Origin of the sequence: Sphingomonas faeni, assembly GCF_030817315.1 — a bacterium.
Taxonomy (GTDB): Bacteria; Pseudomonadota; Alphaproteobacteria; order Sphingomonadales; family Sphingomonadaceae; genus Sphingomonas; species Sphingomonas faeni_C.
Map to the genome: position 1 here is coordinate 2,892,858 of NZ_JAUSZF010000001.1, position 12,075 is coordinate 2,904,932.

The following is a 12,075-nucleotide window of genomic DNA, read 5'->3' on the forward strand; positions in this document are numbered from 1 at the left end:
CATTCCCCAAACAAGGATCGCGGCGCTCCTGAATACGCCGCGATTCCGAGGTTTCTGTTCAATCCGTGACGACGATCACGCGTTGGCGCCGCTGGTCCGAAGTGAATCGGTGCGGTTGTTGGTCCCGTTGGGGAAGAAGCCCCCGCCAATCTTTGCGGTATTGGTCAGGTAGGCGATGTTGTGCACCTGCGCGACCGACCGGCTGTAGGCCAGACCGTTGGCATCGGTCGGCACGATGTTCGACACCGTCGGATCCGTCCCGGTGATGCCCTGGTCGATGTCGCCGATAACGCCGGTCGCGCTGTTGGTGACGGTGCCGTCGAGGCTGTCGCGCGCGTCGCTGATCTGGTTGGCCGCCGTGATCAACGACGGGGTCGGGTTCGGCGTCTGCAGACCCTTGCGGTACAGGATCGTGCGGATCAGGCCGGCGTGATACGCCTCTGCCGCGAGGATGCCGGCGGCCGCCTCGAGATAGGTCTTGTTGGCAATCAGCGCGGCTGCGCCCTTATAGGCCGAGACGCCAACGTCCTCGAAGATATACGCACCGAGGAGGAAGCTGTTGTCGTCGGCATAGGGGTTGAAGACGCCGGTCGCGCCGACGACGCCGGCCGCGCGGGCGGCCGCCGTGAAGGCACCCGGAGCGGCAGCGGTACCGGCCGAGATGTCGATCGCGGGCTGGGCGACGGCGGCGGTGCCGAGCGCGGTGCGCAGGAAGGCGACGTGCGCGACTTCGTCGATCGCGATTTCACGGGCGTATTCACGCACGACGGTATCCTGGAACGGGACCTGCGCACCGCCGGTGACCGCACCCTGCGTACCGGTACCGGTAAGCAGGCTGGCGTTCAGGCCGACGCCGAATGCCGCGAACGCGTAGAACTGCGCTTCGAGATATTCGAGGTTGAGCGCGAAGTTCAGGATGTCGGCATCGTTTAACGTCGCGGCGGGGGCCGGCGTCGGCGTGGGGGTAGGTCCAGGCGCGAGATCGGAATCGTCGCTGCCGCATGCCGAGAGCAACGTCGCGCCACCGATGGCGAGCGCGGATCCACCGGCGAAACGGAGGAAGTTGCGGCGTTCGTTGCGACGGCCGGCGATTGCGTCGAAGAGTTCCAGCTTGGTATTGAGATCGGTCATTGGGGTAATCCCTGAAAAGCGAAGATGAGCGTTGGGCGAGGATGCGATCGGGCCGATGTGATCCGGCCGATCGATCAGGCTGCCGCGGTGCTCGTCTTGATGTTGCCGTTCATGCCGTTCGGGTAGAACCCGCCTGCCGATGCCGCACCGCTGTTGAGATAGACGATGTTGAGCACTTGGCTGGCCGAGCGGCTGTACGCGACGCCGTTGTTGTCGAGCGGGACGATGTTCGACACGGTCACCGCGGCCTGCGTGGTGGCGAGGTTGATCGGAGTCGCGCTGTACGACGAGATACCCTGGTCGATGTCGTTCGCACCGAAGATCGTCGTGTTGGCACCACCGCCGTCGAGGCTGTCTCGCGCACGTGAAATCGCATCGGCAGAGGTACGCAGCGAGGGCGTGTCGATGCCCTTGCCGTACAGCGTCGTGCGGACGATCGCGGCGTGATACGCCTCGACCGCGAGCAGGCCGGCGGCGGCTTCGAGATACGCCTTGCTGGTCAGCAACGGCGCGGCGCCCTTGTACGCGGTCACGCCGACGTCTTCGAAGATGAACGCGCCGAGGAGGAACGCTTCGTCGTTTGCGTACGGGTCGAACGCGGTACCGGCGGGGACGAGCCCGGCAGCCTGGGCGGCGAGCGAAAACGCGCTGGTCGGCGAGACGCTGACGTCGATCACCGGCTGCGCGACGGCGGCGGTGCCGAGCGCGGTGCGGAGGAACCTGACGTGGGCGATCTCGTCCTGCGCGATCTCGCGGGCGTATTGCGACACGATCGGGTCGGTGAAATTGACCTGGCGACCGCCGCGGACAGCACCCTGGGTGCCGGTGCCACCGAGCAGGCTGTTGTCGAGGCCGGTCCCATAGGCGGCGTAGGAGTAGAACTGCGCCTCGAGATATTCGAGGTTGAGCGCGAAGTTCAGCACGTCCGCATCGGTAATGGTCTGTGCCGACGCCGACGTGGACAGGGACAATGCGGTCGCACCGGCTGCGGTCATCGCAGCGGCGCCGAGCGCGGTCTTGAAGAATTCACGTCGTTCGCTGCGCCGTTCCACTCGCGCATCGAGGGCTTCGATCAGGTGCACGCTCTCGGTCATATCAGGGTCCTCCCCTTGTTGTTGCAGACGTCGGAGTTATTGAAACAATCGAACAGTCTGGACCGATCAGAGCAACACCCTGTCGCCAAGGCCCGGCTCGTAACGCGCTCTATTGCGGGCAGAAACCTGCCGTCCAAAGCGAGTAACGGACGTCATAGGGAGATGGACGCAGGATTAACGGGGGCGTGCGAAATATATTTTTAGGGGTGCGGGGAAGGTCTGGTGGGGCGGCGGCGTCGGGTAGGCCTTTGCCGCACGGATCGCGTTCTCGTGGGACTGCCCCACCCCAACCTCTCCCCTGAAGGGGAGGGACTTTTGGTTGCGTCTGTTGGAGGCCTTGGGGCCGCCATGCTCGGGAATTCGACCTCATGATCCTCCCCCTTCCGGGGGAGGATCGATGGGTCTGGGGTTTGGCTTAGTTTCCCCCCGGACCGGACAGGCCGGGCCTGGATCAGAAGGTGTAGGTCAGGCCTACCGCGCCGAGCCACTGGTCGGCATCGCCGACGTCGGCGACGATCGGGCTGTCCTTGTACTTGCCGAGCATGCGCCCGTAGAGCACGCCTGCGCCGACGCCGAAGCCGTGACGGAGATCGCCGGACAGGCTCTGCACCACGAACAGCGACGCGTTGACGCGGCGGAAACCGCTGTCGTTGACGTCGTAGGTGCGCAGGCCGCTGGCGAGCGTACCGATCGGGGTCACCGCAGAATAGGTGCGGCCGAAGCCCTTGCCGACGTAATCCGCCGACACGCCGAGCGAGACGAGCGTACGGACCGACAGCGGTGTGGTATAGTTCACCTGCGGCGTGACGACGTAGCTGTCGTAGGTGCCCGACACGTCATGGACATAAGCGACGCGCGCGGTGAGCGTGTCGTAGTCGCTGGTGATGACGCCGGTCCGGGCGACGCCGACATAGCCACCGAGTTCGAACGCGGTGTCGATCTTGCCGAGCGCACGGACCTGGCGGTTGTCGATATCGCCGGTGCGATCGCGACGGACGCCGCCGATGACGCCAACTTCGTAGTTGATGCCGACTCCGCCCGTGTTCGGGATCAGGTTGAAATAGAGCTGCGTGCCGCGGAGGAAGAAGTCGTGGCCGCGGACCGTGCCGACAAAGGCGCCGGCGGGGGTGAAGGAATTGCTGTCGGCGCCTTCGTAATCGGGCATCGACACCACGCCGAGCGCAACCGTGACGCGGTTGTTGTCACGCGGATCGGTGATCGGCGGCGACGGGTTCGGATCCGTCTGGGCGATCGCGGGCGTGGCGGTCGCGAGCACCGCGATTGCGGCAGACGTGAAGAGAGTGAATGCGCGCAAGGAAATGCTCCGGAGAAAAGGTTCCATCGCGCAACGCAGTACGACCCTTTTCGGTCCGTTACGATTGGTCAGAAGATGTAACGCATTTTCACTTGTTGTATTTCGGCATCACCGGCGAGCATGAACCGGGCCGCCGAAAAGCGCGGCGGGCCGAACCGGACGGCCGCATCGCGCGAAAAGCCATAGCCCTCGCGCGGGATACCCGCGAACGTATCGAGCTTTGCATTGCTGTTCTCGTCGTGGATGATTGCGAGCGCATAGCCGCGCTGCGGCAGGCCGGGAAAGCTGGTCGTGCGTACGCTCGCGGGGATCGATCGGGTGAGCGCGTTGGCGTCGTCGACGCAGGCGGGGAAGTTGGCGGGATCCGCGGTCAGGCAGATCCGGATCATGCCCTTTGCCGACCGGACGTTGCCGACCTCTACGTCAAGCCGCGTGACCGGCGCCGCCGCCGCCAGCATCGCCCATACCATGACGCCGGCCGTCACCAGACGCGATTTTCGCGCCATGCCGGGCATGCGCTTTCGCGTGTGCCTTGGCGAAGTCGCCAAGCCCGTTGTCGGTGCCGCAGAGCCGATCCCAGACGCGGAAATATAGCCCATAATTGCATCCGTATTGTTCATGATGACGTTGATGATGGCTGGCCGTTATCAGCCATCCCCCCAATGCTCCCCGCCACATGAACCTAGGGAAAATCTCCCACCCCATGTGGTTGGTCACTCCCATAACCGTCATGATCGTCAGGACCAAACCCAGTGCGCCGACATGGATCGGAATCAGGAACACCAGTAGCGGAATTACCACAGCGCCGGTGATCGCCTCGATTGGATGAAACGCCATCGCCGCCCATGCGGTCGGCGGGCGGCTGGCGTGATGGAGCGCGTGCGCGAGCTTGAACGGCTTGGGCCGATGCATCCAGCGATGCGTCCAGTAGAACCAGGTGTCGTGCGCGAACAGGAACAGCAGCACCGACACGGGCAGGTACCAGAGCGGATAGGCGTGGACGTCGGTATAGACCAGGGTCCAGCCGCGATTGTCCCAGCCCCAGGCGACGATCCCCGCCGGGACGCCGTAGATCGCGGCCGATGCGACGCTCCACAGGATCTCGCGCCGCATCTGCGTATCGAGACCGGTGTAGAGGCCCGGATGGCGGGCGCGCGTCGCAGCGGCGAACGCCCCCGAGACGATCAGATAGCGCACCCCGACGATCACGGTCATCGCGGTGGCTGAGAGTAGAATGGCGAGCCACATAGAGGCGCTTATACAGACGTTTGCAGCGCGGGGTAATGGGGAACGGGGCGATAATGCCGCGGCTAGAATGCCGCGACTAGGTACGGCGTTCGTCGCGGCGCTTTCGTCTGCTGAATCCTTCTGCTACTCAGACAAATAAAATATGAAGTAGAGGATGCACAATGTCCGAACCATGCTGCACCTGCCCCTCCCGCAGGCGTTTCCTGACCGGCGTGGGGACCGGCGCGCTGCTTGCGAGTTCGTTCGCGATGGGCCCGCACGCGGCATTTGCGTTCGTGCCGCAAGGTCCGCAGGCGCCGCAGCCGACGAGCTTGCCGACCGCAAGGTTGCGGGCGTTCGACCTGGCGGACGTCACGCTGGGCGAGGGGCCATTCCTGCACGCGCAGCGCAAGACGGAGGCGTATCTGCTCGCGCTGAAACCCGACCGGATGCTCCACAATTTCCGCGTCAATGCCGGACTGCCTGCGAAGGCGCCGGCTTACGGCGGCTGGGAATCAGATCCCTTGTGGGCGGACATCAACTGCCACGGCCATACGCTGGGGCATTACCTGTCGGCGTGTGCGCTGGCGTATCGATCGACCGGGGACCGGCGGTTCAAGGCACGGATCGATCATATCGCGCGCGAACTGGCGGCGTGCCAGGCAGCGTCGGGGAGCGGGCTGGTCTGTGCGTTCCCGAACGGGCCGGCACTGGTGGCGGCGCATCTGCGCGGCGACAAGATCACCGGCGTACCCTGGTACACGTTGCACAAGGTGTATGCTGGCCTGCGCGATGCGACATTGCTGGCGGACAGCGACACGTCACGCGCAGTGCTGCTGCGGCTGGCCGACTGGGCGGTGGTCGCGAGCCGGCCGCTGAGCGATGCGCAGTTCGAGACCATGTTGGATACCGAGCATGGCGGCATGAACGAGGTGTTCGCCGACCTCTATACGATGACTGGGACCGCCGACTATCGCACGATGGCGGAGCGGTTCTCGCACAAGGCGATCCTCGCGCCGCTCGCCAAGAACCGCGACCATCTCGACGGGCTGCATGCCAATACGCAGGTGCCGAAGATCATCGGCTTCCAGCGGGTCTGGGAGGTGACGGGCAAGCCGGAATACCGCGATGCGTCCGAATTCTTCTGGAAGACGGTGGCGCTGACGCGGTCGTTCGCGACCGGCGGGCACGGCGACAACGAGCATTTCTTTCCGGTCGCCGATTTCGCCGAGCACGTCCTGTCGCCGAAGGGATCGGAGACGTGTTGCCAACACAACATGCTGAAGCTGACGCGCGCGCTGTTCCTGCACGATCCGGAGGCGGGCTATGCCGATTACTACGAGCGGACGCTGTATAACGGGATCCTCGCGTCGCAGGACCCGGACAGCGGGATGGCGACGTACTTCCAGGGTGCGCGGCCGGGATACATGAAGCTGTATCACACGCCGGAGAACTCGTTCTGGTGCTGCACCGGCACGGGGATGGAGAACCACGTCAAATATCGCGACTCGATCTATTTCCATGACGACCGCGCGTTGTACGTGAACCTGTTCGTGCCTTCGGCGGTGCGCTGGAAGGACAAGGATGCGGTGCTCACGCAGGTGACGGCGTTTCCCGATACCGCGACGACGACGATGCGATGGACGTTGAAGCGGCCGACCGAGCTGACGCTGAAGCTGCGCCATCCGGGGTGGAGCCGGACCGCGGTGGTACTGGTGAACGGGGTCGAGACGATGCGGTCGACCAATCCGGGGCGGTATCTGGAGCTGGTGCGCGGGTGGCGCGACGGCGACGCGGTGGAACTGCGGCTGGATATGCGCGCCGGGGTCGAGCGATCGCCGGCCGCGCCGGATATCGTCGCCTTTACCTATGGGCCGCTGGTGATGGCGGGCAGCTTCGGGCGCGACGGCCTGGCGCCGGGATCGGACATCATCGTCAACGAGCGCAAATATGGCGAGTATAACGCAGCGCCGTTCACGCCGCCGACGCTGGCGGGCGACCCCGAGACGATCGCGCAGGGGATGCGCAAGGGAGACCGTCCGCTGGAGTTCACGATCCTCGCGGCGGACCGGCAGCCGGTGCGGATGGTGCCGTATTTCCGGGTCGCGCATGAGCGGTATGCGACATACTGGCCGATCGCGCCGGCTTCGACCTGAGCCGGTCGGCCAACCTGCGTATTCGCGGCGAATTCCGTGCGGTTGCAATACCCTCTATGCAGTGCGGCGAAACATGATAGCCTCCCTTCCAGAGCAGGATGACCTGCCATTCGGAGAGTGATGCATGGCTGACCACAGCGCCGCGCGCGGAAATACTGGTACGAGCGGGGACCATAAGGGGCTGATCTACGCGATCACCGGCGGTATCCTGGCCGTGGGACTGTTGTTGATGGCGTTCTACGACCGGGCGGGCGATCCCGGACCGACCGCGTCGTTGCAGAAACCGGTCGTCACCGCGCAGAAATAGCGACGGCCGCGACTCGGTCGAAGATCAGAGTCGGCGCGTTGCGGTAGGTACCCGTGGTGCGCAGGCGATAGCCGAGTCGGTCCGCGAGACGGATCGAGGGGGCGTTCGCAGGATCTATGATGCAAGTCGTCCTGGGAATCCGCGCATCGGTCCAGGCGAGGATCGTGGCGAGGGCTTCGCTGGCGTAGCCGTGGCCCTGCGAGTCGCCGGTCAGGGTCCAGCCGACTTCGGGTGTCGCGTCGATCGATGGCATGATGGCTCTGCGAGCCTCAATCAGGCCGAGTTCGCCGATCAGGTGACCGGTGGCGGTGTCGCGCGCGATCCAGCTGCCATAGCCGAACAGCGTCCATTGGCCGATCGATCGCAGCAGGCGGATCCACACGTCCTCGCGCGATCGCGGCTGGCCGCCGATCATCGTGTAGACGCGCGGGTCCGACCACATTGCCGCGCAGTCGTCGAGGTCGGTGGCGACGTGGCCGGTGAGCGTCAGGCGTGTGGTGGTCAGGGTGGGGGCGGATGTCGGCTGGGGCATAGTCTCACTGTCTACGGGCGATTCTGGTGGACGGGTATCCGGTGCGGAGTTTCTCCCCTCCCTGGAAGGGAGGGGTCGGGGTGGGTTGGCCAGCTTGAGCCACTTGCGTTCGAATGTGCGGAAGCCGACCCACCCCAGCCCCTCCCTTCCAGGGAGGGGAGCAGGTTCGACCTTCCTCCTTCGGACGGAGCAGACGCTGAGGTTGCAATCCACCCATCAGGGAGAGGTGTTGCAGACGGTGACGGAGAGGCGGACACAGAGCAGGCGTTACCGCTTTCCTCCCCCTCCGTTGGGCGAGGACCCGCCACCTCTCCCTTACGGAGGATCGGTAGGCGTGCCCTGCCCTCGTTCCCCGGCAACGCAGGTTGTCTTCTCAGGCGATTGCTTTGCAAAGGTTGTTTTCGAGGCTCTCGGTTTGCGCTAGTCCGAGGCATGGCATCGACGATCTCCTGCGACGTTGCGATCGTTGGCGCGGGTTTGGCCGGCGGGATGATCGCGCTGGCGCTCAAGGCCAGGCACCCGGCGCTGGACGTGCGGCTGATCGACGCCGCGACGGTGGTCGGCGGCAATCATCTCTGGTCGTTCTTCGGCAGCGACGTTGCGCAAGGCGATCGGTGGATCGTCGCGCCGCTCGTGGTGCATGCGTGGCAGGGGTACGACGTGCGCTTTCCAGCGCATGAGCGGACGATCGACGCGACCTATTTTTCGATCGAAAGCAGCAATCTCGACCGCGAGGTGCGCCGCGTGCTGCCGCCGCATGCGCTGATGCTCGGGCGGAAGGTGTCTGGCGCGAGCGCGACGGCGGTGGTGCTGGCGGATGGCGACCGGATCGAGGCGACCGGCGTGATCGACGCGCGCGGGCCCGGCGACCTGTCGTTGCTCGATCTCGCGTGGCAGAAGTTTCTCGGGCGCGAGCTGGCGTTGAGCGTGCCGCACGCAAGCCCGCGGCCGATGGTGATGGATGCCACCATTCCGCAGATCGACGGGTATCGGTTCGTCTACTGTCTGCCGTTCGGCGCGGAGCGGATGTTCGTCGAGGACACCTATTATAGCGACACGCCCGATCTCGATATTCCCGTGCTGGGCGCGCGGATCGACGAATATGTTGCCGGGCGTGGTTGGTCCGTGGCGAGCGTCGAGCGTGAGGAATCGGGGGTACTGCCGGTCGCGATGGGCGGTGATTTCGAGGCCTATTGGCGGTCGGGTGGCGCGCATGTCGCCAAGGCCGGGATGCGCGCGGGGATGTTCCACCCGACGACCGGCTATTCGCTGCCCGATGCGGTGCGAACCGCGTCGATGCTGGCGGACTTGAACGATTTCTCGGGCGCGAAACTCCACGATGCGACCCACGCCATGGCGCGGGCGACGTGGAAAAGCCGCGGCTTCTACCGGATGCTCGACACGATGTTGTTCCGCGCGGCCGAGCCGGAGGAACGCTACCGTATCCTCGAGCGCTTCTACCGCCTGTCACCATCGCTGATAGGCCGTTTCTACGCCGGACGCTCGACCCTCACCGACAAGGCGCGGGTCCTGACCGGCAAGCCCCCCGTTCCCATCGTGCGCGCCGTCCGCGCCATCGCAGGCAGTATGTCATCATGAAGACCGCAATAGTCATCGGCGCAGGTTTCGGCGGGCTGGCGCTCGCGATCCGGCTGCAATCCGCGGGCGTGCAGACGACGATCGTCGAAAGCCGCGACAAGCCGGGTGGGCGCGGCTATTATTGGGAACGCGACGGCTTCACCTTCGATGCGGGCCCGACCGTCATCACCGATCCCGATTGCCTACGCGAATTGTGGGCGCTGAGCGGGCGCGACATGAGCGAGGACGTGACGCTCGACCCGGTGCTGCCGTTCTATCGGCTGAACTGGCCCGATGGGACGAATTTCGATTACACCAACGACGACGTGCAGATGCGCGCCGAGATCGAGAAGCTGCATCCGGGCGACTGGGCGGGATACGAGAAGTTCCTGCAATATTCGGCGGGTGTGTTTCACGAGGGCTATGAGAAGCTCGGCCATGTCGCGTTTCTCGACTTCGGGTCGATGATCAAGGCGGCGCCGGCGCTGGCGAAATACCAGGCGTGGCGGTCGGTCTATTCGATCGTGTCGAGCTTCGTGAAATCGGAGAAGCTGCGCGAGGCGTTGTCGTTCCACACGCTGCTGGTCGGCGGCAATCCGATGACGACGAGCGCGATCTATGCGCTGATCCACAAGCTGGAGCGTGACGGCGGGGTGTGGTTCGCGCGCGGCGGGACCAACCGTCTGGTGGCGGCGCTGGTGACTCAGTTCGAGCGGCTGGGCGGCGTGTTGCGGCTCGACGATCCGGTGACGTCGATCGAGACTCTCGGCGATCGCGCAACCGGGGTTACGTGCGCGAGCGGCTGGTCGGGTCAGGCGGACGCGATCGCGGCGAACAGCGACATCATGCACACGTATCGCGACCTGTTGGCGACGTCGCGGAGTGCGAAGCGCAAGACGGGCTCGCTGGAGCGGAAGAAATATTCGCCGTCGCTGTTCGTGGTGCATTTCGGGATCAAGGGCACCTGGCCGGGCATCCCGCACCACATGATCCTGTTCGGGCCGCGCTATAAGGGGTTGCTCGAGGACATTTACGATCACGGCGTCCTGTCGGAAGATTTCTCGCTGTATCTGCACCATCCGACAGTGACCGATCCTTCGCTGGCACCGGAGGGGCATTCGACGTTCTATGCGTTGGCGCCGGTGCCGCACATGGGGAAGTTTCCGGTCGACTGGGACGAGATCGCGCCGATCCTGGAGAAGCGCATCCTCGACGAGATCGGGCGGCGGTTGATCCCGGACATCCATGAGCGGATCGTGACGAAATTCTCGTACGCGCCGAAGGATTTCGCGCAGGATCTGAATGCGCATCTGGGGTCGGCGTTCTCGCTGGAACCGGTGTTGACGCAGAGCGCGTATTTCCGGGTGCACAATCGCGACAAGCATATTCCGAATTTGTACTTCGTGGGGGCTGGGACTCATCCGGGTGCGGGGATTCCGGGGGTCGTGGGAAGTGCAAAGGCGACCGCTCGGTTGATGTTGGAAGGCGAGAAGTAAGGTTTGTTCGAGCAGGGGCGGACTGCGGCGGCTCACGAGGCGTCGCAGTCCGTCATGTTCCGGCACGAGAGTAAAAGGCGCGAGTGCTGCGTCCGAAATGGGGGCAATCGACCGTATCGGTAGAACGGAAACTCGGTCCATGGGCTGATACGACGCCGAAACGGACGGATCCCCGATATGCGTCGTTACGCGAACCGTTAGCGTCCTTTTCGAGCAACGGATCGAGCGACATCCAATGGTTCGCCTATCCGACCCGCTCGGCGGAAAAAGGATGTCGATATGCCGATCAAGGTGAGCAAGAACGAATGGATGGCGCTGAGTGCTGAACAGCAAACTCAGATCGCTGGTATCATCGATACGAATTTCGCGGGACAGACCATCGAGCCAGCCGAGGGTGGCACTGCGATCGTACAAGTCGGAAGCGTATGCGAGATCGCCTGCGACGTCGCGCAGTCCGCTGCGATCAGCGAATGCAAGAAGCTTCCGTTCGGCCGAAGCATATGCATCGCGATCGCGAAGGAGGCCGGCAGCTACTGCCGCGATCAGTGCTAAGCAATTGAAGCGCGGGACCGATCGCGTTCGCGCGGTCGGTCTCGTTTCCACGGCTTGTGGCGTGCGCCCGCATCTCGTAGCGGTGCGGCATGAAACGTCTTGCTGTGTATTGCGGGTCGGCGACGCCGGCTGATCCTACCTATATCGAGGGCGCTCGGGCGCTGGGGCTTACCTTTGCCGAGCGGGGGATTGGCCTCGTTTATGGCGGCGGGCGGACCGGGCTGATGGGCGCGATCGCGGATGGCGCGCTCGAGGGCGGCGGCGAGGTTATCGGCGTCATTCCGCAGGCGCTGGTCGATGCGGAGGTCGCGCATCGGGGGCTTACCGAGTTGCACGTCGTGCAGGGCATGCATCAGCGGAAGCAGATGTTTACTGACTTGAGCGACGGGTTCGTGACGATTCCGGGCGGGACCGGGACTATGGACGAGCTGTGGGAGGCGTTGAGCTGGGCGCAGCTTGGCTATCATGCGGATCCGGTCGGGTTGCTGAATACCGCGGGCTATTACGACCACCTGATCGCGTTCTGGGAGAAGATGGGCGAGGTCGGGTTTTTGCGGCCGCAGCACCGCGATCTGCTGATCGTGGCGGATACGCTGGACGTGCTGCTCGACCGGATGGGGGAACATGTGCCGACGCAGCCGATCGTGCGGATGAACGCGTCGGATTTGTGAGCTTCGAACCTCTACC

12 protein-coding genes are annotated in these 12,075 nt (G+C 64.5%); 6 read left to right on the top strand and 6 right to left on the bottom strand.

Annotated elements, in window-relative coordinates:
* Window positions 1-75: 75 nt before the first annotated feature.
* The 5 genes from QFZ54_RS13500 to QFZ54_RS13520 form a co-directional block, all read right to left on the bottom strand.
* A complete protein-coding gene (locus QFZ54_RS13500; protein ID WP_307087866.1) occupies window positions 76-1,131 on the bottom strand; it encodes a ferritin-like domain-containing protein in 1,056 nt (351 codons plus the stop codon).
* 74 nt (window positions 1,132-1,205) lie between these two features.
* Entirely contained in the window at window positions 1,206-2,225 is a 1,020-nt protein-coding gene (locus QFZ54_RS13505) for a ferritin-like domain-containing protein (RefSeq protein WP_307087868.1), read from the bottom strand.
* 451 nt (window positions 2,226-2,676) lie between these two features.
* Entirely contained in the window at window positions 2,677-3,540 is an 864-nt protein-coding gene (locus QFZ54_RS13510; protein ID WP_307087870.1) for a MipA/OmpV family protein, read from the bottom strand.
* A gap of 68 nt (window positions 3,541-3,608) precedes the next feature.
* On the bottom strand, window positions 3,609-4,010 hold the full coding sequence (locus tag QFZ54_RS13515) for a DUF2141 domain-containing protein (RefSeq protein ID WP_307087872.1): 402 nt from the start codon (window positions 4,008-4,010) through the stop codon (window positions 3,609-3,611).
* A complete protein-coding gene (locus QFZ54_RS13520; protein WP_307087875.1) occupies window positions 3,964-4,788 on the bottom strand; it encodes a sterol desaturase family protein in 825 nt (274 codons plus the stop codon). Before QFZ54_RS13520 ends, QFZ54_RS13515 begins: the two co-directional genes overlap by 47 nt.
* Before the next feature lie 161 nt (window positions 4,789-4,949).
* Here QFZ54_RS13520 and QFZ54_RS13525 point away from each other — a divergent pair, with 161 nt between their 5' ends.
* Complete coding sequence (locus QFZ54_RS13525) at window positions 4,950-6,923, top strand: glycoside hydrolase family 127 protein (protein WP_307087877.1); 1,974 nt, start codon at window positions 4,950-4,952, stop codon at window positions 6,921-6,923.
* Between the two features lie 124 nt (window positions 6,924-7,047).
* Entirely contained in the window at window positions 7,048-7,230 is a 183-nt protein-coding gene (locus QFZ54_RS13530; RefSeq protein WP_307087879.1) for a hypothetical protein, read from the top strand.
* Here the strand turns inward: QFZ54_RS13530 and QFZ54_RS13535 are convergent.
* Window positions 7,214-7,762: a GNAT family N-acetyltransferase gene (locus tag QFZ54_RS13535; protein WP_307087881.1), complete on the bottom strand. Its 549-nt coding sequence runs from the start codon at window positions 7,760-7,762 to the stop codon at window positions 7,214-7,216. The two genes, QFZ54_RS13530 and QFZ54_RS13535, sit on opposite strands and share 17 nt — an antisense overlap.
* Window positions 7,763-8,194: 432 nt before the next feature.
* Here QFZ54_RS13535 and crtY point away from each other — a divergent pair, with 432 nt between their 5' ends.
* The 4 genes from crtY (at window position 8,195) to QFZ54_RS13555 (ending at window position 12,059) form a co-directional block, all read left to right on the top strand.
* Entirely contained in the window at window positions 8,195-9,361 is a 1,167-nt protein-coding gene (crtY, locus tag QFZ54_RS13540) for a lycopene beta-cyclase CrtY (RefSeq protein ID WP_307087885.1), read from the top strand.
* On the top strand, window positions 9,358-10,836 hold the full coding sequence (locus QFZ54_RS13545) for a phytoene desaturase (RefSeq protein WP_307087887.1): 1,479 nt from the start codon (window positions 9,358-9,360) through the stop codon (window positions 10,834-10,836). Before crtY ends, QFZ54_RS13545 begins: the two co-directional genes overlap by 4 nt.
* Window positions 10,837-11,115: 279 nt before the next feature.
* Complete coding sequence (locus QFZ54_RS13550; RefSeq protein WP_307087889.1) at window positions 11,116-11,388, top strand: hypothetical protein; 273 nt, start codon at window positions 11,116-11,118, stop codon at window positions 11,386-11,388.
* An 89-nt stretch (window positions 11,389-11,477) separates the two neighbouring features.
* Entirely contained in the window at window positions 11,478-12,059 is a 582-nt protein-coding gene (locus tag QFZ54_RS13555) for an LOG family protein (RefSeq protein ID WP_307087891.1), read from the top strand.
* The last annotated feature ends 16 nt before the right edge of the window (window positions 12,060-12,075 follow it).

Bases quoted from the DNA above. Each gene is read 5' to 3' on its own strand.
- QFZ54_RS13520 (WP_307087875.1), bottom strand. From the start codon at position 4,788: ATGTGGCTCGCCATTCTACTCTCAGCCACCGCGATGACCGTGATCGTC.
- crtY (WP_307087885.1), top strand. From the start codon at position 8,195: ATGGCATCGACGATCTCCTGCGACGTTGCGATCGTTGGCGCGGGTTTG.
- QFZ54_RS13505 (WP_307087868.1), bottom strand. From the start codon at position 2,225: ATGACCGAGAGCGTGCACCTGATCGAAGCCCTCGATGCGCGAGTGGAA.
- QFZ54_RS13535 (WP_307087881.1), bottom strand. From the start codon at position 7,762: ATGCCCCAGCCGACATCCGCCCCCACCCTGACCACCACACGCCTGACG.
- QFZ54_RS13550 (WP_307087889.1), top strand. From the start codon at position 11,116: ATGCCGATCAAGGTGAGCAAGAACGAATGGATGGCGCTGAGTGCTGAA.
- QFZ54_RS13525 (WP_307087877.1), top strand. From the start codon at position 4,950: ATGTCCGAACCATGCTGCACCTGCCCCTCCCGCAGGCGTTTCCTGACC.
- QFZ54_RS13530 (WP_307087879.1), top strand. From the start codon at position 7,048: ATGGCTGACCACAGCGCCGCGCGCGGAAATACTGGTACGAGCGGGGAC.
- QFZ54_RS13500 (WP_307087866.1), bottom strand. From the start codon at position 1,131: ATGACCGATCTCAATACCAAGCTGGAACTCTTCGACGCAATCGCCGGC.
- QFZ54_RS13555 (WP_307087891.1), top strand. From the start codon at position 11,478: ATGAAACGTCTTGCTGTGTATTGCGGGTCGGCGACGCCGGCTGATCCT.
- QFZ54_RS13545 (WP_307087887.1), top strand. From the start codon at position 9,358: ATGAAGACCGCAATAGTCATCGGCGCAGGTTTCGGCGGGCTGGCGCTC.
- QFZ54_RS13515 (WP_307087872.1), bottom strand. From the start codon at position 4,010: ATGGTATGGGCGATGCTGGCGGCGGCGGCGCCGGTCACGCGGCTTGAC.